Here is a 19,699-nt window from a genome sequence, read left to right as displayed (position 1 = left end):
GCATCAACCTACTCGTAATTTCTGCGCGGTACGCACCGGCGCAGTGCCGCTGGCGCTGAGGTCCAGATCGCGGCTCTGCAGCAGCAATACCTGGGCGGCGACGTCGCCGAGGGTGGCTTTGTAGCTGCCGATCATACGGGCGAAGATGTTATAGATAACCACCGCCGGGATAGCGGCAAACAGGCCGATTGCCGTTGCCAGCAGCGCTTCCGCGATGCCCGGTGCGACAACCGCGAGGTTGGTGGTCTGAGTCTGGGCGATGCCGATAAAGCTGTTCATGATGCCCCAGACGGTACCAAACAGGCCGACGAACGGGGAGATGGCGCCGATAGTCGCCAGATAGCCGTTTCCACGGCCCATATAACGGCCGACAAACGCCACGCGGCGCTCAAGGCGGAAACCGGTACGCTCTTTAATGCCTTCGTTATCTTCGACGCCTGCCGACAGCTCAAGCTCGTTCTGCGCTTCGTTGATAAGCTGCGTGCTGAGGCTTTTAGGATGGAAAGCGTTGGCGATATCGCTGGCCTGATCGAGGGAGCGCGCTTCGCCGAGAAGCTGCTGTTCGCGCTTGAGGCGGCGCTTGCTGGAGAGGATTTCCGCACCCTTGCCGAAGAAGATAGCCCATGTGACTATCGACGCCAGAATCAGGCCGATCATCACGACCTTAACGACAATATCGGCATGATGATACATACCCCAAACGGAAAGATCCGCCTGCATCAAATTATTACCCACTCTGAGTCTCCAGGACGTAAATCACAAAATCTGAGCATAATAATATCAAAACGGCATCGAATTGATAGTGGTTCTCATTAGTATTTACACTGTGCAGCAAATCACGTTTATTTTCCTTGCGCTTACGCAGTAAAAAAGCGGCCGCTGGGGGATTTGGTAAAATTTTTGCCTGTATCCGTCGTTAGCCGGTACAGGTCCGGGTATTCATGCTAGTTTAGACGTCCAGACGTATAAAAACAGGCAAAAACATGGCTGACAAACATCTTGATACCGCTCTGGTCCACGCCGGGCGCAGTAAAAAATATACTTTAGGATCGGTAAACAGCGTGATTCAGCGCGCTTCATCGCTGGTGTTCGACACCGTCGAAGATAAAAAGCACGCCACCCGCAACCGGGCGAAGGGCGAGCTGTTTTACGGCCGCCGCGGCACGCTGACCCACTTCTCGCTGCAGGAAGCCATGTGCGAGCTGGAAGGCGGCGCCGGCTGCGCCCTGTTCCCCTGCGGCGCGGCGGCGGTGGCCAATACGATTCTGGCGTTTGTTGAGCAGGGCGACCACGTTCTGATGACCAATACCGCCTATGAGCCGAGCCAGGATTTTAGTACCAAAGTGCTTGCCAGACTCGGCGTGAGCACCGGCTGGTTCGATCCGCTGATTGGCGCCGATATCGCCCGTCTGGTCCAGCCGAATACCCGCGTGGTGTTTCTCGAATCTCCGGGTTCAATCACCATGGAGGTCCACGACGTTCCGGCGATCGTCGCGGCCGTGCGCAGCGTTGCCCCGGAGGCAATCATCATGATCGACAACACCTGGGCGGCAGGCGTGCTGTTCAGGGCGCTGGATTTCGGCGTCGATATCTCGATTCAGGCCGGCACCAAATACCTGATTGGCCACTCCGATGCGATGGTCGGCACCGCGGTTGCCAACGCGCGCTGCTGGGACCAGCTGCGTGAGAACGCCTATCTGATGGGGCAGATGCTCGACGCGGATACCGCCTATATGACCAGCCGCGGCCTGCGCACCCTCGGCGTGCGCCTGCGTCAGCACCACGAGAGCAGCCTGCGCATCGCCGAATGGCTGGCGCAGCACCCGCAGGTGGCGCGGGTCAACCATCCCGCGCTGCCGGGCAGCAAAGGACATGAGTTCTGGAAGCGCGACTTTACCGGCAGCAGCGGCCTGTTCTCGTTTATTCTCAACAAGCGGCTGAACGACGCCGAGCTGTCCGCTTATCTGGACAACTTCAGCCTGTTCAGCATGGCCTACTCCTGGGGCGGTTTCGAATCGCTGATCCTGGCTAACCAGCCGGAGCACATCGCCGCCATCCGCCCCGAGGCGGAAGTCGATTTCAGCGGCACGCTGATTCGCGTCCATATCGGTTTAGAAAATGTTGACGATCTGCTGGCGGATTTAGCGGCGGGCTTCGCGCGTATCGTGTAAAGTGACGGCCAGTGGCAATAATTGCGGACGTTCTGCTAGAGGCGGCCGCTTTTGTTGCGCCCGGGATCAAGGTGTTCGGGGCTCTTCAGGAGTACACTAGTCAAAAATACGGTACCACTTAGGAAAGTCCATGGTTGTTATTCAAGAGATTGTCGCCGCGCTCTGGCAACATGATTTTGCCGCATTGGCGAACCCTCACGTTGTGGGCGTTGTATATCTGGTCATGTTCGCGACCCTGTTTCTCGAGAACGGTCTGCTGCCGGCCTCGTTTTTACCCGGGGACAGCCTGCTGCTGCTCGCCGGCGCGCTGATTGCAAAAGGCGTCATGGACTTTGTGCCCACCCTCGCCATTCTGACGGCGGCGGCCAGCCTCGGCTGCTGGCTGAGCTATATTCAGGGGCGCTGGCTCGGCAATACCGAGACCGTTAAGGGCTGGCTTTCCCATCTACCGCAAAAATATCATCAGCGTGCGACCTGCATGTTCGATAAGCACGGGCTGCTGGCCCTGCTGGCCGGACGCTTCCTGGCCTTCGTCCGCACCCTGCTGCCAACCATGGCCGGTATTTCCGGGCTCTCCAACCGCCGCTTCCAGTTCTTCAACTGGCTCAGCGCGCTGCTGTGGGTCGGCGTGGTCACCGGGCTCGGATATGCGCTCAGCATGATCCCTTTCGTCAAGCGCCACGAAGATCAGGTGATGACCTGCCTGATGATCCTGCCTATCGCTCTGCTGGTTGCCGGCCTGCTGGGTACGCTGGTGGTGGTCATTAAGAAAAAGTTCTGCAGCGCGTAATAAAGCATCAATAAGGGAGGAGCCCTCCCTTATTCTCCCCCCTCGGAAACCAGCCTGCCGTTGAGTAACGTCAGCTGTCTGTCCGCCAGCGCCGCCGCTTCTTCCGGCTCGTGCGTCACCAGCACCACCGTCACCGCATGGCGCCGCAGGGAACGCACCACTTCCCATAGCCGGACACGGGTCCCGCGATCGAGACTTGAGAAAGGCTCGTCCAGCAGCAGCAGCCTGGGGCGGGAGATCAGCGCCCTCGAGAGCGCCGCCCGCTGCTGCTCCCCACCGGAAATCTGCCGCGGATAGCGCTCCGCCAGGTGAGCGATGCCCATCTCTTCCAGCAGATCCGTCTGCTCCTTTTTGAGCCGTGGAAGGCCCGCCGCGTACTGCGCCAGCGCGAGGTTACCGCGAACTGTCAGGTAAGGAAAAAGGTAAAGACGCTGGTTGAGATAGCGGCACGGCCTTTGCCAGGGCGGCAGGTCGTCAAGGCGCTGGCCGGCAAGATAAATTGTTCCCTGATAAGGGATCGCTCCGGCAATCGCGTTCAGCATGGTGGTCTTGCCGCTCCCGGACGGCCCGGCGATCGCCACGCAGCTTCCCTCTGGCACGCGGAAGCTTATCCCCTGCAAAATCCGTGTGGTGACATCTTCAACGCGCAGCATACTCTCTCTCTTTATAGAGTCGTTGGATCCGGTGCAGAATCACCAGCAGCAGCCCTGCCAGCGCAATCAGCAGCAGCGAGCAGCCGATCGCCAGTGAAAAATCACCGCTGGCAATATTCAGGTACACCGCCATGGGCAGGGTTTCCGTTTTAAAGCGGATCGCCCCTGCCAGCATGAGGGTCGCACCAAACTCCCCCAGCGCCCTGGCCAGCGCCAGCACGCCGCCGCTCAGCAGGGAGGGCCAGCACAGCGGGATTTCAACCAGCAGCAGCGTGCGGACTGGCGTCAGCCCAAGGTTATGCGCCGTGGCGATGAATGCCGGATCGAGCGATGAGAACGCGGCGCTCGCCGCCCGAACCACTATCGCGCTGGCAACGTAGGTCTGGGCGATAATCACGCCCAGCGGAGAGAAGAGCAGCGCGGAGAGCTGCGGAAATATACCGCTCAGCGGCCCGCGCTGACCCAGCAGCAGCAGCAGCCCAATGCCGACGATCAGCGGCGGCGTCACCAGCGGAATATCCAGCAGCGCGTCGATAATACCTTTCCCACGGAAGGCGGTTCTCGCCATCACCCACGCGGCAGGTATCCCGATCAGCAGCGCCAACAGAAGCGAGAGTAAGGCGGTGCCCACCGACATGGCGATGGCAAAGTGCAGCTCCGGCTCCTGCAAGACCTGCATGAGGGTGGCAAAGTCCAGTTCGAATACCAGCGACAGCAGCGAGCCGACAACCAGCGTCAGCAGCAGACAGAGCGGCGCAAACATCAGCCCGGCCAGAGAACTCACCTGACGATTAGCCATCCTGGTTTACTTTGCCAGCGGCAGATAGCCGAGGTCGGTAAACGTTTTTATCCCCTGCGCGGAGGTAAAAGCGTTCGCCAGCTGACGGGCCTCCTCGGGGTGCTGACTGGTCCGCAGCACCGCCAGCGTTGCCACCTCATCTGGCGTATTCGCCGGCACCGGCAGCAGAACCAGCTGCTGCTGGTTTTTGACCGCATCCGTTCTGCCGATAACCGCGGCGTCAACGTCGCCGTTCAGCAAATAGAGCACCAGCTGTTTGATCGTCGCGGTGCGAACCACCACCTTCTGACGCAGCGCTTCGCCATATCCCGTGGCCTCCAGCAGCTTCTCGCCGCTTTTGCCTAACGCGATGCTTTGGGGATCGCCCATGCCAATTTTCAGCGAGCTATCGGCCAGCGCGGCATAGGAGTCGATGCCCGCCGCCTTATCTTTGCGCACGGCCATTACCGGGGTGTGGTGCACGAGGGGGAAGGCGGCCTCCACTTTCCCCTGCAGCCGGAGTTTTTCGACGTAGTCGGCCGAACCGGGGAGGAAAAGATCGCCCTGCTGCGTAAGCTGATAACGCGTCAGGATCTGGCCGGAGCCGCCATACTCGACGAGCACCGTATTGCCACTCTCTTTTTCATATCTGGCGACAATTTGATCGACCGGGGCGCGCAGTCCGGCCCCCGCGTACAGATGCAGCTCAGCGGCAAAAGCGAGCTGGCTACCGAGCGCCGCCAGAGCGATAACGATCCACTTTGTTATTTTCATATCCCATTTTCCCTGCGTATTGATAGCGTCAATTGATTAACGGTTGCATGGCGTTATCCGCCAAACGCTGGCGCACTACGGCGCCTAAGCGCCTGCCGATGACATTCCCCGGCTCGGACGAGCGGCTGGGCAAAAATCATTCGCTATATAAGCAGATATATACCGACCAGGGAGTTGGCCAAAATCAAAAGAGAGGTTAAAAACAGAGCGCAGGGGTTAAAAAAGGGAAGAAATTTGCGTCGCCGGCGGCAGGAAACAAATAAAACCAGCCGTGGCCGGAACCGGCTTCACGCCGGCGCGCCTTCCCGAAGCGTGCGTTTCCTGTTACATCCCCTGAATCGTTCTGATCCGCGCCGCATCTTCGCCCGGCGTCATGCCAAAATAGCGCTTAAACTCCCGGCTGAACTGCGACGCGCTTTCGTAGCCCACGCGCATCGCCGCCGCGCTGGCCTTCATCCCGTCGTGGATCATCAGCATCCGCGCCTTATGCAGGCGATAGCTTTTCAGATACTGCAGCGGCGAGGTGCTGGTGACCGATTTAAAATTGTGATGAAACGCCGAGACGCTCATGTTGGCCTCCGCCGCCAGCTGATCGACGCTCAGGTTCTCGGTGTACTGGCTTTCAATACGCTTGAGGACGCGGCTAATCAGGCTGAAGTGCGTTTGCCGACTCACCAGAGCCAGCAGCGCCCCGCCGCACGGCCCGGTCAGCACGTAGTAGAGCATCTCGCGAATAATCTGCTTGCCCAGGATGCGCGCATCCAGCGGCCGCTCCATCACGTCCAGCAGCCGTTCAGCGGCGCACAAAATCTCCTCAGAGAGCGCCGCCGAGTTAATCCCGCTCGACGCCACCGCCGGCTGGAAGCGCTCATCCTCGCCAATATCCATCAGCAGCTCCTGCAGCTGCAGAATATCCACGTTCAGTCGCAGCCCCGCCAGCGGAACCTCCGGCGTCGCGAAGGTTTCACACTCAAACGGCAGCGGCACCGTCAGCAGCAGATATTCGTTGGTGTCGTAACGAAAAGTCCGTTCATTTATGTAACCAATTTTATGACCGGAAAAGAGAAAAACGATGCCCGGCTGGTACATCACCGGCGTGCGCGTCCCCGGCTGCGTGCCGTACAATAACCGAATATCAGGCAGCAGCTCGCTGAGGTTTTCTTCGTTATCTTTCAGCTTGTTAACCTTTTCCGTTAGCAGCTGACATATCTGGGCACGCTTCATTTACGGTGACTCTCCAGTCGTTTTTCCACCTCTCTATTGTGCGCACTCCGCTGCCTTTTCTCCAGCCCCACGGAGAAATGGGCAAGACATCGGCAGGAATGTGCATTGAGGGGAACGGATGACGGGACCACAATGTTCGTCATCTGGCCGGGATATCTTCTCCGCCGGCAGTTTTCTCTTATTGAGGTGATGAGCAATGAATAATTTCGATCTGTATACCCCAACCCGTATCCTGTTTGGTAAAGGTGCCATCGAAAACCTGCGCGATCAGATCCCGGCAGGGGCCCGCATTCTGGTCACCTACGGCGGCGGCAGCGTGAAAAAAACCGGCGTCCTGGATCAGGCCCTGAGCGCGCTCAGCGATTTTGAGGTGCTGGAATTCGGCGGTATTGAACCGAATCCGTCCTACGAAACGCTGATGAACGCGGTCAAAATTGCCCGTGAACAGCAGATCACCTTCCTGCTGGCCGTCGGCGGCGGCTCCGTGCTCGACGGGACGAAGTTTATCGCCGCCGCCGCGCACTATGATGAAAGCGTCGATCCGTGGGAAATCCTCGAAACCTACGGTAAAAACGTCAAAAGCGCCATCCCGATGGGCTCCGTGCTGACGCTGCCGGCGACCGGCTCCGAGTCCAATAAAGGCGCCGTCGTGTCGCGTAAAACCACCGGCGACAAGCGCGCCTTTATGTCTTCCCACGTGCAGCCGGTGTTTGCGATCCTCGATCCGGTTTACACCTACACCCTGCCGCCGCGTCAGGTTGCTAACGGCGTGGTTGACGCATTTGTCCATACCGTTGAGCAGTACGTGACCTACCCGGTTGATGGCAAAATCCAGGACCGCTTTGCCGAAGGCATTCTGCTGACCCTGATCGAAGATGGCCCGAAAGCGCTGCAAGAGCCGGAAAACTACGACGTTCGCGCCAACATTATGTGGGCCGCGACCCAGGCGTTAAACGGCCTGATCGGCGCCGGCGTGCCGCAGGACTGGGCAACGCATATGCTGGGACATGAGCTGACCGCCATGCACGGCCTTGACCATGCCCAGACCCTGGCCATCGTTCTGCCGGTGCTGTGGAATGAAAAACGTGATACCAAACGCGCTAAGCTGCTGCAGTACGCCGCCCGCGTGTGGAATATCACCGAAGGTTATGAAGATGAGCGTATCGACGCGGCCATCGCCGCAACGCGCAATTTCTTCGAGCAGCTCGGCGTACCGACTCGCCTGAGCGGCTACGGTCTTGACGGTAGCTCTATCCCGGCGCTGTTGGCTAAACTGGAAGAGCACGGTATGACTCAGCTCGGTGAAAACCAGGATATCACTCTCGACGTCAGCCGCCGTATTTACGAGGCTGCACGCTAATTCTCCCCTGCTGATACGCCCTCTCCTTCGGGTCATCGGATGCGAAGGAGAGGAGTTTAACTACCGTTTTTAGCTATTTCGTCCAGACTTAATGCTACCCCTTAGCGAAATGTACCCCGCTAAGTTTCATTAACAGGAGGAAGGCATGACACATCCAACCGTGATAAAACTGCACGACGGCAACCTGATGCCACAGCTGGGCCTCGGCGTGTGGAAAGCAGGCAACGAGGAGGTCGTCTCCGCCATTCACAAGGCGCTGGAAGTCGGTTATCGCTCTTTTGACACCGCCGCCGCATACCAAAACGAAGCCGGCGTCGGCAGCGCGCTGAGCCAGGCTGACGTCCCTCGCGATGAGCTGTTTATCACCACCAAGCTATGGAACGACGATCAAAAACGTCCGCATGAAGCCCTGCAGGAGAGCCTGAGCAAGCTGCAGCTCGACTACGTCGATCTGTATTTAATGCACTGGCCGGTTCCGGCGATCGACCATTTTGTTGAAGCCTGGAAGGGCATGATTGAGCTCCAAAAACAGGGGCTGGCCAAAAGCATCGGCGTCTGTAATTTCCAGGTCCACCACCTGCAGCGGCTGCTTGATGAAACCGGCGTCGTGCCGGTGATTAATCAGGTAGAGCTCCATCCCCTGCTCCAGCAGCGCCAGCTGCACGCCTGGAACGCGACACACAAAATCCAGACCGAATCCTGGAGCCCGCTGGCTCAGGGCGGCGAAGGCGTATTCGATCAGAAAATCGTCCGCGAGCTGGCCGATAAGTACGGCAAAACGCCGGCGCAGATTGTCATCCGCTGGCATCTCGATAACGGCCTGGTGGTGATCCCTAAATCGGTGACCCCTTCGCGTATCGTGGAGAACTTTAACGTCTGGGACTTCCGTCTTGATAAAGACGAACTGGGAGCAATGGCGAAGCTGGATATCAACAAGCGCCTCGGGCCAGACCCTGACCAGTTTGGCGGCTAACCTTTCTTCCTGACCGCAGAGCGGTTTTTCGGTTATCCCGGAAGGTGGCGCAGCGGCCGCCCGCTCCGGGCGACCTCATCCCTTTATTCCATCTCCCCGGCCAGCCTTGCGCTGCCGGGGCACTTCATTTTAGCGGGACGCAGAGCGAACGCGTTTTTTCGCTCCGCTGGCCGGCGTCTGCCGCTGATGCTCAACCGGCGTATGCTTGGTCAAGGCCGGGCGGGTATGGCGATTCTGGCGACGCGCTTCACGCATCTCGTCCAGCGTTGGCGCAGGCACCAGGCAGTCGCGGCGTGAGCCGATCAGGTGCTTTTTACCCATCGCCTCCAATGCCTGGCGGATCAGGGCCCAGTTTGCCGGATCGTGGTAGCGCAGCAGCGCTTTATGCAGGCGGCGCTGCTTATCCCCTTTCGGTACCACCACGTCTTCGCTTTTATAGCCAATCTTGCCCAGCGGGTTCTTGCCGGTGTAATACATGGTGGTTGAGTTAGCCAGCGGCGACGGATAGAAGTTCTGCACCTGATCCAGACGGAAACGGTTTTTCTTCAGCCACAGCGCCAGGTTCACCATATCTTCATCGCGGGTGCCCGGATGCGCGGAGATAAAGTACGGGATCAGATATTGCTCTTTACCCGCCTGTTTTGAGTAGCTATCGAACAGCTCTTTGAAGCGATCGTAGCTGCCCATTCCCGGCTTCATCATCTTCGACAGCGGGCCTTCCTCAGTATGCTCAGGGGCAATCTTCAGGTAGCCGCCCACGTGGTGGGTCGCCAGCTCTTTGATATAGCGCGGATCCTCAACGGCAATGTCGTAACGCACGCCGGAGGCAATGAGGATTTTCTTGATACCTTTCAGATCGCGGGCGCGGCGGTAGAGATTAATCGTCGGCTCGTGGTTGGTATCCATATGCGGGCAGATGTCCGGATAAACGCACGACAGGCGACGACAGGTCTGCTCCGCGCGCGGCGACTTGCAGCGCAGCATATACATATTGGCCGTTGGGCCGCCGAGGTCGGAAATGACCCCGGTGAAGCCCGGGACCGTGTCGCGAATCGCTTCGATTTCGTTAATGATCGAGTCTTCGGAACGGCTCTGGATAATGCGCCCTTCGTGCTCGGTTATCGAACAGAAGGAACAGCCGCCAAAGCAGCCGCGCATAATGTTGATAGAGAAGCGGATCATCTCATATGCCGGGATGCGGCTATCGCCGTACGCCGGGTGCGGAACGCGCTTGTACGGCAGTGCAAACACGCTGTCCATCTCCTCCGTCGACAGCGGAATGGCCGGCGGGTTAACCCAAATATAGCGCTCGCCGTGCTTTTGCATCAGCGCGCGCGCGCAGCCCGGGTTGGTTTCATGGTGGAGAATGCGCGACGCGTGGGCGTACAGCACCTTATCCCCTTTGACCTTCTCAAAGGACGGCAGCAGAACGTAGGTTTTTTCCCACGGCTTCGGGCGCGGCGGCTGAACGGTGACCTGTTTCACCTCCTGCTTTGCCGGCTCAACGGTTTTGTTATCCGCGCACGGCAGATCTTCGCCGTACGGATGCGGGATCGGATCGATTTTACCCGGCGTATCGAGACGGGTAGAGTCGACGCCGCTCCAGCCCGGCAGGGCTTCTTTCACCATGATAGCGGTGTTGCGCACGTCGCGGATCCTGGCGATCGGCTCGCCTGCTGCCAGACGGTGCGCCACTTCTACCAGCGGGCGCTCACCGTTGCCGAACATCAGCATATCGGCCTTGGAATCAACCAGTACCGAGCGGCGCACGGTATCGGACCAGTAGTCATAGTGCGCGGTACGACGCAGGCTGGCCTCAATGCCGCCGAGAATAACCGGGACGTCTTTCCACGCCTCTTTGCAGCGCTGGGTATAGACCAGGGTGGCGCGATCCGGACGCTTGCCGGCGACGTTGCCTGCGGTATAGGCGTCGTCATGGCGCAGCTTGCGGTCGGCGGTGTAGCGGTTGATCATCGAGTCCATGTTGCCGGCGGTGACGCCGAAGAACAGGTTCGGTTTACCGAGGCGCATAAAGTCATCTTTATTGTTCCAGTCCGGTTGGGAAATAATCCCAACGCGGAACCCCTGCGCCTCCAGCATGCGGCCGCAGATAGCCATGCCGAAGCTTGGGTGATCGACGTACGCATCGCCGGTTACCAGAATGATGTCGCAGCTATCCCAGCCAAGTTGATCCATCTCTTCGCGTGACATGGGTAAAAACGGCGCGGGGCCAAAACAGGCGGCCCAGTACTGCGGCCAGGAAAATAGGTCACGATCCGGTTGGATCAGGGATATTGCGCTCATATTGCTTCCGGGAAAAAAATGATAAAAAAATAACCAAAGGGCGGCGATTATAAGCCGGATTGACGCAGGAAATGAAGGGGGATTTTCTCATACCCTAACCGTTGTCCGGTTAGGGTTGCGGGCGTTACGGCGCCGGGTTAACCAGGATCTGGCCAATCGAGCCGCGGTCGGCGAGCTCCAGGGTCTGGCTAAGGAACTGGAACGGGAAATGCGACCACGACGGCTGCGTGTAGTACACCAGCAGCTCCACCTGCCCGTCGATCCAGACGGTATCTTTCCAGCCGCGGTCTTCCGGGAACGGCGTGGAACCGTTGACGTTGCGCACCTGGAACATCACCCCTTCGATATGGAACGACTGCGGCCGGTCGGCGCGTACCGTCCAGCGCTCCCAGGTGCCCTGCTGGGCGGTAATATCAATGCGCTGCGGATCCCATAGCTGGCCGTTAATTCCCGGATCGTCGCCGAGCGAGATGTCGCGGCTGCGGATCGGCGTCCCGGTCAAAATCTCCGTCGGCAGCAGGCGCACCGGCAGGCTGTCGGTAACCAGCGGCAGCAGGCCCGTTGGGCGCAGGGTTAACAGCAGCGTCGAAATCAGGATGCTCGAGGGCTCGAAGAAACCGCGAATGCGATCGACGATGCTCGCCGCCTCGCCGCAGGTAATCGACACCTCATCGCCGTTGGTCATATCCACCAGGATCTCACGCCGCTCGCCGGGAGCCAGAGAGAGCTGCTTCAGCGAGACCGGCGCCGGCAGAAATCCCTGATCGCCGGAGATAACGTGCAGCAGTCGACCGTCGCTCATTTGCAGCTGGTAGCGGCGGGAGTTAGAGGCGTTCAGCAGGCGCAGACGCACCCAGCCGCGTGAAACCTCCACGTACGGGCCCTGTACGCCATTCACCAGCAGCGTATCGCCGACGAAGCCGCCGCTGCCCGGCTCGCTGTATTCAGGCGTACCGAAGTTATCCAGCCGCTTATCCTGAATAATGATCGGAAAATCATCCACGCCGTAGTGGTTAGGAATGGGAAGGTTTTTGCTGATCTCGTCCTCCACCAGCCACATCCCCGCCAGGCCGTTGTAGACCTGCTGGGCCATATGGTTTGGCGTATTCGCCTGGTACCACAGGGTGGAGGCGCTCTGGCGGATAGGCAGCACCGGCGCCCAGTCGGCGTTCGGCGACATCATGCGCGCCGCGCCGCCGATCAGCGGGCCGGGAACCTGCAGGCCGCGGATGGTCATGGCGACGTTTTCAGTCAGCCGGTTGCTGTAAATCAGCTTAACGTCATCGCCGTTCCAGACGCGAATGGTCGGCCCAAGATAGCGGCCGTTCACGCCCCACACCGACGCGCGGGTGCCCGGCGTAAATGACCAGTGCGCGCGCTGCAGGGTTAAAAACAGCGGCTGGCCGCGGCGGGACTCGAGCAGCGGAGGAACCGGCAGTGCTGGCTGTTGGCCGGCGGCATGTGCGTTCAGCGGCGCGGCGCCCGCGCACAGCGCTACGCCTGAAACCTTAATAAACTGACGCCGACTGAGTGACATATTAACTCCATGAAATACTGACAAATCAGAAAGGGAATTCGTTTCCCGCTAGCACCGGCTCGCGTTACCGCGGCGTTTCCTGTTTATTGCTTACCCGCGGCTTCACGTTCAGCCACTTCGCGATCCAGCTCTTCAATCTTCGCTGCCATCAGCTCGCGGCAGTGTTTCGCCAGCGCGCGCACGCCGTCTTTACCAAACCCGCTGGTATCAACCGGCGGCAGCATTTCAACAATCACCAGGCCGTTATTCAGGCGATTGAGCTTAATTTTATTCGATGTATTAGAAACGCATACCGGAATAATCGGCACGCCAGCGGCGATAGCCGCGTGAAAAGCGCCGGTTTTAAACGGCAGCAGGCCGCGGCCGCGGCTGCGCGTTCCTTCCGGGAACATCCAAAAAGATATTTTGCGTTTTTTAAACGTATCCACCACCTGGGCGATGGTTCCGTGCGCCTTGGTCCGGTTATTACGGTCGATCAGCAGGTTTCCCGTCAGCCAGTACAGCAGGCCAAAGAACGGCACCCACAGCAGGCTCTTTTTACCCACGGTGACGGTAGGCGGCTGCACGATGTTTGCCGCCGTCACCATATCATAGTTGTTCTGGTGATTAGCGATGTATATCGCGTTGCCGTAGCTTTCCGCACCGGCGGGCTTGCGCGTTTCCACCTTCAGGCCGAATACCGGAGAGAGTCGACCAAAAAGATGACCAAAGGTCGCCACGTGTTTCGGGTTACGCGGGCTGAACAAGCAGTAAATACAGCCAAATATGCAGACAAAGATACAGTAAATAACAACGATAATTAGTCGAAAAATAAATAGCATAGCTACCTCTAAAACCCAAACCGCCGAGAATAATACCCGTTATACCGCAGGCTGCTTGCGCGCAGGCTGCCCTGTCCGGCCCTTGCGGACCGCCGCTGGTATTAATCAGGATACAGATTCGTTATTCGCCCGTTGAAGACGCCGGGAGCGACTGACTACCCCGGCATATCTTGAATGATTTTGCGTCTATTGTTAATCGCAACGGCCGAATAAACAACGATTTGGCGGCAAATGTTAACACCCTCCTCCCTGTGGAGGCGGGTGCCCGTATTACTCTTCGCTATCGCCCGCCGAGGCGCGATGAGGCGAATCAACGTCCACGCGATCGATTTTCTGCAGCCCGCGCATCAGCGAACCGCGGCGACCGCGCTCGCCGGTGACTTTTTGCAGCTCTTCCGGACGCAGCTTGATCTTCCGTTTGCCGACGTGGATCGTCAGCGTACTCTGCGGCGGCAGCACGAACAGGTGCGCCAGGCCATCCTGCCCGGAAGCGGCATCCGCAGACGGAATATTGATGATTTTATTGCCTTTGCCTTTCGACAGCTGCGGCAGATCGCTGACCGGGAACATCAGCATGCGCCCGGCAGAGGTGATGGCCAGCAGCATGTCGGACTCGTCCTCAATGACCAGCGGCGGCATCACCCGCGCATTTTCCGGCAGCGAGATCAGCGCCTTACCGGCGCGGTTGCGCGCGACGAGGTCGTTGAAGGTGCAGACAAAGCCGTAGCCGGCGTCGGAGGCCATCAGCAGCTTCTGGTCGTCGCCTTCCATCAGCATATGTTCGACGCTGGCACCCGGCGGCAGCGTGAGCTTGCCGGTAATCGGCTCGCCCTGGCCGCGGGCCGACGGCAGGGTAATCGGATCGATGGCGTAGCTGCGCCCGGTGGTATCAATAAACACCACCGGCTGATTGCTCTTGCCCTTCGACGAGGCTTTCCAGCTGTCGCCGGCTTTATAGCTTAGCCCCTGAGCGTCAATGTCATGACCTTTGGCGCTGCGCACCCAGCCCATTTGCGACAGCACGATGGTCACCGGTTCGGACGGCAGCATATCGTGCTCGCTCATCGCCTTAGCTTCTTCACGCTCGCGCAGCGGCGAACGGCGGTCATCGCCAAACGCGTCGGCGTCGGCCTGCAGCTCTTTCTTCAGCAGGTTATTCATCTTGCGCTCGGACGCCAGAATAGCCTGCAGACTATCGCGCTCTTTTTCCAGCTCGCCCTGCTCGCCGCGAATTTTCATCTCTTCCAGCTTGGCGAGATGGCGCAGCTTCAGTTCGAGGATTGCTTCCGCCTGCGTTTCGCTGATGCCAAAGCGCGACATCAGCGCTGGCTTGGGCTCATCTTCGTGGCGGATGATTTCGATAACTTCATCGATGTTGAGGAACGCAACCAGCAAACCTTCGAGGATGTGCAGGCGCTTGAGCACCTTCTCCAGACGATAGTTCAGGCGGCGACGGACGGTATCGCGACGGAAGGTGAGCCACTCCGTCAGGATCTCCAGCAGGTTTTTGACCGCCGGACGGTTGTCCAGGCCAATCATATTCAGGTTGATGCGGTAGCTTTTTTCGAGATCGGTGGTCGCGAACAGATGGTTCATGACCTGATCCATATCCACGCGATTGGAGCGCGGGACGATAACCAGGCGGGTCGGGTTTTCGTGATCCGACTCGTCGCGCAGATCGTCAACCATCGGCAGCTTTTTATTGCGCATCTGGGCGGCGATTTGTTCCAGCACGCGGGCGCCGGAAACCTGATGCGGCAGGGCGCTAATCACCACCGCGCCGTCCTCTTTTTTCCACACCGCACGCATGCGAACCGAACCGCGACCGTTCTGATAGATTTTGCGGATCTCGGCGCGCGGGGTAATGATTTCAGCTTCGGTGGGGTAGTCCGGCCCGTGAACGATATCCAGCAGTTCGTCGAGCGAGGTCTGCGGCTTTTCAATCAGGGTGATGGCCGCTTTGGCCACTTCGCGCAGGTTGTGCGGCGGAATATCTGTGGCCATCCCCACGGCGATACCGGTGGTGCCGTTGAGCAGAATATTCGGCAAACGCGCAGGCAGCATTTTCGGCTCCTGCATCGTACCGTCAAAGTTAGGCACCCAGTCAACGGTTCCCTGACCCAGCTCGCCCAGCAGCAGCTCCGCATACTTTGACAGGCGGGATTCGGTATAACGCATCGCGGCGAAGGATTTGGGATCGTCCGGGGCGCCCCAGTTGCCCTGACCGTCCACCAGCGGGTAGCGGTAAGAGAACGGCTGCGCCATCAGCACCATCGCCTCATAGCAGGCGCTATCGCCGTGCGGGTGATATTTACCCAGCACGTCGCCGACGGTGCGCGCGGATTTTTTGAATTTAGCGGTGGCGTTCAGACCCAGTTCGGACATCGCATAAACGATGCGCCGCTGGACCGGTTTCAGGCCATCGCCAATGAACGGCAACGCCCTGTCCATGATGACGTACATGGAATAGTTCAGGTAGGCGTTTTCCGTAAATTCATGCAGCGCAAGGCGCTCTGCCATATCGCTCATTAATCGTGAATCCTCAATCTGGGTACCGACCGTTCGGACGGCAAAACTACCCGCGATAATACCCTATCTAACGCCCTGAGTCACAGGGCGTTAGACCGGTTGAGGATTCTGCTACGCGGAGCGGCGGCGGCGGCCCGCTCAGAGGCTTTACGGGGCGACTTTGCTTATCTGCTTCACGTCGATTTCCACCGAGTTCCAGTCCTTATCGACCTCACCCTGAATTTCCACCGTATCCTTCGGGGTCACGGTGACGCCATTCCAGCGCTTGTGGTCAATATCGACATTCACCGTCCCGGAGGCATCCTGGAATTTATAAAGATCGTCGGAGATGCGCTCAACAATTTTACCGCGCAGGGTCACCCAGGTGTCGTCACGCAGGGATTTGGCATTCTCCACCGTCGTCACGCTGCCGTTCGGGCCCACAAAGCCGCCTTTTTGCGCGGTTGTCTGGCTGGTTTGCGCGGCGCCAGGGCCGGAAAAACCACCCTGCTCGGCGGCCAGCACCGGCATAGAAACTAAAGCAACGATTGCGGTAATTGCGGCGATTTTCTTCATGATGTGTTCTCCCTTTGTGTTGATATCGTCACCATTAGGCCTGGCAAAACTTAACAACTTCTTAAGCGGAAAAAAGAAATTTTATTGCTGTACAGAGGGCGCCGCAACGCGTTTTACTGCGCGTACATCCGCGAGCCACAGGAGCAGGCCAATGCGTATTTTACTGGTGGAAGACGACAAACTCATCGGCGACGGCATCAAGGCCGGGCTGAGCAAAATGGGCTTCAGCATCGACTGGTTTACGCGTGGCGAAGAGGGAAAAGCCGCGCTCTACGCCGCTCCCTATGACGCGGTCATCCTCGATCTGACGCTGCCCGGCATCGACGGTCTCGATATCCTGCGCGAATGGCGCGATAAAGGTCACCACCAGCCGGTGCTGATCCTCACCGCGCGCGATGCGCTCAGCCAGCGGGTTGAGGGGCTTCGGCTCGGCGCCGATGACTATCTGTGTAAGCCTTTCGCCCTTATCGAAGTCGCCGCCCGTCTCGAAGCGCTTATCCGTCGCGCCCACGGCCAGAGCAGCAGCGAGCTGCGCCACGGAAACGTCACCCTCGACCCCGGCCGCCTGACGGCCACCCTGGCGGGGGAGCCGCTGGCGCTGAAGCCCAAAGAGTTCGCCCTGCTCGAACTGCTGATGCGTAACGCCGGGCGCGTGCTGCCGCGCAAGCTCATTGAGGAAAAGCTCTATAGCTGGGACGACGATGTCTCCAGCAACGCCGTGGAGGTCCACGTACACCATCTGCGCCGCAAGCTCGGCAGCGAGTTTATCCGCACCGTCCACGGCATTGGCTACACCCTGGGGGACGCATGAAGCGGCTGGGTCGGCTAAGCCTGCGCGTTCGCCTGACGCTGCTTTTCTTCCTGCTCACCAGCCTGGCATGGGGAATAGCCTCGCTTATTGCCTGGCAGCAGACCGCCCACAAGCTGGATAAGCTGTTTGATACCCAGCAGCTGCTGTTTGCCCGCCGTCTGAGCGCGATGAATTTCGCTGAGCTGCATACCTCTCCCCCGCAGGTGCGGGCGAAAAAGAAGGTCAGGCATGGCCACCTTGACGACGACGCGCTGGCATTCGCCATTTTCACCACCGACGGCAACATGGTGCTGCACGATAGCGAAAACGGGCAGGATATTCCGTGGGATAACCGACGAGAAGGCTTCAGCGACGGCTACCTGCGTAACGATGATGATGAGTGGCGCTTTCTTCAGCTCACCACCGCCGACGGCCGCTACCGCATTGTCGTCGGCCAGGAGTGGGACTATCGCCGGGAGATGGCGCTGGATATCGTCACCTCGCAGCTCACCCCCTGGCTGGTGGCGCTGCCGCTGATGTTCCTGCTGCTGATCGTCCTGCTCAGCCGGGAGCTGGCGCCGCTGAAGCGGCTCGCCCGCACCCTGCGCCTGCGCGCGCCGGATTCGGCGGAATCGCTTAACGTCGACAGCATCCCCAGCGAAGTCCGTCCGCTGGTCGATGCGCTGAATCAGCTGTTTGCCCGAACTCACGACGCCATGATCCGCGAGCGCCGCTTTACCTCCGACGCCGCCCACGAGCTGCGTAGCCCGCTGGCGGCGCTGAGGGTGCAAACCGAGGTCGCCCAGCTGTCGATGGACGACCCTCAGGGGCGTGAAAAGGCGCTGGCGCAGCTGCACGTCGGGATCGATCGCGCTACCCGGCTGGTCGATCAGCTCCTGACGCTGTCGCGCCTCGACTCCCTGGCCGCGCTCGAGGACGTGGATAGCGTCGCCATCGACGAGCTGCTGCAGTCGGCGGTGATGGAGATGTACCATCCGGCACAGCAGGCGGGCATCGAGCTGCGTCTGCATCCGCACGCCGCACGGGTGACGCGCGTGGGTCAGCCGCTGCTGCTTAGCCTGCTGGTGCGTAACCTGCTGGATAACGCCGTGCGCTATAGCCCGCGCGGAAGCCGGGTGGATATCATCCTCGACGCCCGCGGATTTCGCGTTTGCGATAACGGCCCAGGTATCAGCCCCGAAGCGCTGGCACGTCTCGGCGAGCGCTTTTATCGCCCTCCCGGCCAGGATGAGCCGGGCAGCGGGCTGGGGCTGTCTATCGTCCGGCGTATTGCCGCCCTGCACGGCATGACCGTCACCTTCGGTAATGCTGCCGACGGCGGCTTTGAAGCGCGGGTCGGCTGGTAGCGGGATTATTGCGAAAAAAGCAAAAGACTTTGCACATTTTGCTCATTTTACCGTCTCGCCCTGCGGGGTAAAATAATCGACAAAATTGAAACGCCAGGGATAAAAAATGAGCAACATTCTGATTATCAACGGAGCGAAGAAATTCGCTCACTCTAACGGCCAGCTGAACGACACCCTGACCGAGGTCGCGGATGGTTATCTGCGCGACGCCGGGCATGATGTTAAAATCGTCCGCGCCGAAAGCGAATACGACGTTAAAGCAGAAGTACAAAATTTCCTCTGGGCCGACGTCATCATCTGGCAAATGCCGGGCTGGTGGATGGGCGCGCCCTGGACCGTGAAAAAGTATATCGATGATGTCTTCACCGAAGGCCACGGCTCGCTATACGCCAGCGACGGCCGCACCCGCTCCGATGCCGGCAAAAAATATGGCTCAGGCGGTTTAATTCAGGGCAAGCGCTACATGCTCTCCCTGACCTGGAACGCCCCGATGGACGCCTTTACCGATGAAGAGCAGTTCTTCCACGGCGTCGGCGTTGACGGCGTTTACCTGCCGTTCCACAAAGCCAACCAGTTCCTCGGCATGACCGCCCTGCCGACGTTTATCGCCAACGACGTGATTAAAATGCCTGATGTTCCGCATTACATCGCAGAATATCGCAAGCATCTGGCGCAGATTTTTGGTTAACTAAAGATCTATAAACAGAAGGAGTTGAGTACATCATGTTGACAGTGATTGCAGAAATTCGCACCCGCCCGGGCCAGCACCATCGCCAGGCGGTGCTCGATCAGTTCGCCAAAACGATTCCGCTGGTTTTACAGGAAGAGGGCTGCCACGGCTATACGCCGATGATCGACCACGCCGCAGGCGTTAGCTTTCAGAGCACCTCGCCCGATTCCATCGTGATGGTGGAGCTGTGGGAAAGCGTGGCGCATCTCGAAGCGCACCTGCAAACCCCGCATATGAAAGCCCACGGCGAAGCGGTGAAGGGCGACGTGCTGGAAGTCAGCATTCGCATCCTGCAGCCGGGCGTTTAAGTCAATAAGTAAAACCGCTGGCCTGCGCTATGACG

17 protein-coding genes and 1 pseudogene are annotated in these 19,699 nt (G+C 59.1%); 8 read left to right on the top strand and 10 right to left on the bottom strand.

The window, feature by feature from the left end; all coding sequences use genetic code 11:
* Window positions 1-3: 3 nt before the first annotated feature.
* On the bottom strand, window positions 4-735 hold the full coding sequence (gene exbB / locus EDF75_RS22430; RefSeq protein WP_133600919.1) for a tol-pal system-associated acyl-CoA thioesterase: 732 nt from the start codon (window positions 733-735) through the stop codon (window positions 4-6).
* Between the two features lie 248 nt (window positions 736-983).
* Here exbB and metC point away from each other — a divergent pair, with 248 nt between their 5' ends.
* Window positions 984-2,171: a cystathionine beta-lyase gene (gene metC, locus EDF75_RS22425; RefSeq protein ID WP_095099509.1), complete on the top strand. Its 1,188-nt coding sequence runs from the start codon at window positions 984-986 to the stop codon at window positions 2,169-2,171.
* 130 nt (window positions 2,172-2,301) lie between these two features.
* On the top strand, window positions 2,302-2,961 hold the full coding sequence (gene yghB, locus EDF75_RS22420; RefSeq protein WP_045856877.1) for a DedA family general envelope maintenance protein YghB: 660 nt from the start codon (window positions 2,302-2,304) through the stop codon (window positions 2,959-2,961).
* A gap of 29 nt (window positions 2,962-2,990) precedes the next feature.
* Here yghB and EDF75_RS22415 read toward each other — a convergent pair whose 3' ends face one another.
* From EDF75_RS22415 to EDF75_RS22400, 4 genes are all read right to left on the bottom strand, one after another.
* Window positions 2,991-3,614: an ABC transporter ATP-binding protein gene (locus EDF75_RS22415; protein ID WP_133600918.1), complete on the bottom strand. Its 624-nt coding sequence runs from the start codon at window positions 3,612-3,614 to the stop codon at window positions 2,991-2,993.
* Entirely contained in the window at window positions 3,601-4,413 is an 813-nt protein-coding gene (locus tag EDF75_RS22410) for an ABC transporter permease (RefSeq protein WP_133600917.1), read from the bottom strand. The genes EDF75_RS22415 and EDF75_RS22410 overlap by 14 nt, the downstream gene beginning before the upstream one ends.
* Window positions 4,414-4,419: 6 nt before the next feature.
* The gene (modA, locus tag EDF75_RS22405) at window positions 4,420-5,166 is read right to left on the bottom strand and encodes a molybdate ABC transporter substrate-binding protein (protein ID WP_133600916.1); all 747 of its coding nucleotides are present in this window, start codon (window positions 5,164-5,166) and stop codon (window positions 4,420-4,422) included.
* A gap of 324 nt (window positions 5,167-5,490) precedes the next feature.
* The gene (locus EDF75_RS22400; protein ID WP_123708851.1) at window positions 5,491-6,390 is read right to left on the bottom strand and encodes an AraC family transcriptional regulator; all 900 of its coding nucleotides are present in this window, start codon (window positions 6,388-6,390) and stop codon (window positions 5,491-5,493) included.
* Between the two features lie 196 nt (window positions 6,391-6,586).
* Between EDF75_RS22400 and yqhD the strand changes: the two genes are divergently transcribed.
* Both yqhD and dkgA read left to right on the top strand, forming a co-directional pair.
* Window positions 6,587-7,750 carry an alcohol dehydrogenase gene (yqhD, locus tag EDF75_RS22395; protein ID WP_133600915.1) on the top strand — a complete coding sequence of 388 codons (1,164 nt, stop codon included), beginning with the start codon at window positions 6,587-6,589 and terminating at the stop codon, window positions 7,748-7,750.
* 145 nt (window positions 7,751-7,895) lie between these two features.
* A complete protein-coding gene (gene dkgA / locus EDF75_RS22390; protein WP_133600914.1) occupies window positions 7,896-8,723 on the top strand; it encodes a 2,5-didehydrogluconate reductase DkgA in 828 nt (275 codons plus the stop codon).
* 83 nt (window positions 8,724-8,806) lie between these two features.
* Here dkgA and EDF75_RS22385 read toward each other — a convergent pair.
* From EDF75_RS22385 to EDF75_RS22365, 5 genes and pseudogenes are all read right to left on the bottom strand, one after another.
* Window positions 8,807-11,118, bottom strand: a pseudogene (locus EDF75_RS22385) (YgiQ family radical SAM protein).
* A gap of 33 nt (window positions 11,119-11,151) precedes the next feature.
* Entirely contained in the window at window positions 11,152-12,564 is a 1,413-nt protein-coding gene (gene ftsP / locus EDF75_RS22380) for a cell division protein FtsP (protein WP_133600912.1), read from the bottom strand.
* Window positions 12,565-12,647: 83 nt separating this feature from the next.
* Window positions 12,648-13,385, bottom strand: a complete 738-nt coding sequence (gene plsC, locus EDF75_RS22375; protein WP_041147265.1) for a 1-acylglycerol-3-phosphate O-acyltransferase — start codon at window positions 13,383-13,385, stop codon at window positions 12,648-12,650.
* A gap of 270 nt (window positions 13,386-13,655) precedes the next feature.
* Window positions 13,656-15,914: a DNA topoisomerase IV subunit A gene (gene parC / locus EDF75_RS22370; RefSeq protein WP_133600911.1), complete on the bottom strand. Its 2,259-nt coding sequence runs from the start codon at window positions 15,912-15,914 to the stop codon at window positions 13,656-13,658.
* Between the two features lie 147 nt (window positions 15,915-16,061).
* Window positions 16,062-16,469 carry a YgiW/YdeI family stress tolerance OB fold protein gene (locus tag EDF75_RS22365; RefSeq protein ID WP_041147267.1) on the bottom strand — a complete coding sequence of 136 codons (408 nt, stop codon included), beginning with the start codon at window positions 16,467-16,469 and terminating at the stop codon, window positions 16,062-16,064.
* A gap of 151 nt (window positions 16,470-16,620) precedes the next feature.
* Between EDF75_RS22365 and qseB the strand changes: the two genes are divergently transcribed.
* From qseB to EDF75_RS22345, 4 genes are all read left to right on the top strand, one after another.
* Complete coding sequence (gene qseB, locus EDF75_RS22360; protein ID WP_133600910.1) at window positions 16,621-17,280, top strand: quorum sensing response regulator transcription factor QseB; 660 nt, start codon at window positions 16,621-16,623, stop codon at window positions 17,278-17,280.
* Window positions 17,277-18,626 carry a quorum sensing histidine kinase QseC gene (gene qseC / locus EDF75_RS22355; protein ID WP_133600909.1) on the top strand — a complete coding sequence of 450 codons (1,350 nt, stop codon included), beginning with the start codon at window positions 17,277-17,279 and terminating at the stop codon, window positions 18,624-18,626. The genes qseB and qseC overlap by 4 nt, the downstream gene beginning before the upstream one ends.
* Before the next feature lie 106 nt (window positions 18,627-18,732).
* On the top strand, window positions 18,733-19,314 hold the full coding sequence (locus EDF75_RS22350; protein WP_133600908.1) for an NAD(P)H-dependent oxidoreductase: 582 nt from the start codon (window positions 18,733-18,735) through the stop codon (window positions 19,312-19,314).
* 35 nt (window positions 19,315-19,349) lie between these two features.
* Window positions 19,350-19,664: a putative quinol monooxygenase gene (locus EDF75_RS22345; RefSeq protein WP_045856859.1), complete on the top strand. Its 315-nt coding sequence runs from the start codon at window positions 19,350-19,352 to the stop codon at window positions 19,662-19,664.
* Window positions 19,665-19,699: the final 35 nt, after the last annotated feature.

Origin of the sequence: Klebsiella sp. BIGb0149 (genome assembly GCF_004362605.1) — a bacterium.
GTDB lineage: Bacteria > Pseudomonadota > Gammaproteobacteria > Enterobacterales > Enterobacteriaceae > Klebsiella > Klebsiella terrigena.
This window is presented reverse-complemented; position numbering and strand designations above follow the sequence as displayed.